General features: G+C 57.0%; 1 pseudogene. It reads right to left on the bottom strand.

Annotation, left to right across the window (positions count from 1 at the left end):
• Nucleotides 1-113 precede the first annotated feature (113 nt).
• Nucleotides 114-323, bottom strand: a pseudogene (locus BST27_RS30890) (transposase); the annotation flags it as partial.
• Nucleotides 324-416 lie beyond the last annotated feature (93 nt).

Genomic DNA, 416 nt, shown 5'->3' with positions numbered 1-416 from the left:
CCCGAACCGCCCAAGATCCCCAATACCTCATGGATCAACCGACCCAACCAACCACAGGAGGAAACTCAGTAAATACCGCACAACGGCGCCTCACCTAGGTTGACAGGTTCCGTTCCGGCCATACGTGAGCCGGGTCCTTTGGTGACCTTGGTACGCAACCGTACGGTGGCAAACGTCGACTCGATCGGATTCGTGGTCCTCAAGTGGATCCAATGCTCGGCGGGATATTTGTAGAACTCCAGCAGCACGTCGCGGTCATCGACGATCTTGGCGACCGCCTTGGGGAACTTGGCCCCGTAGTCGACCTCGAAGGCCTTGATTGAGGTTCCCCAGAATTGGTGGCTAGTCCCCGTTACTGAGTCCACCCGGTTTTGGAGTCGGGTTTGTTGATTCGGATTCAGTTGATCTCGCAGGCC

Source organism: Mycobacterium intermedium, assembly GCF_002086275.1.
GTDB lineage: Bacteria > Actinomycetota > Actinomycetes > Mycobacteriales > Mycobacteriaceae > Mycobacterium > Mycobacterium intermedium.
Note: the sequence above shows the minus strand (reverse complement) of the source record. Positions and strands in the feature narration are given on the sequence as shown.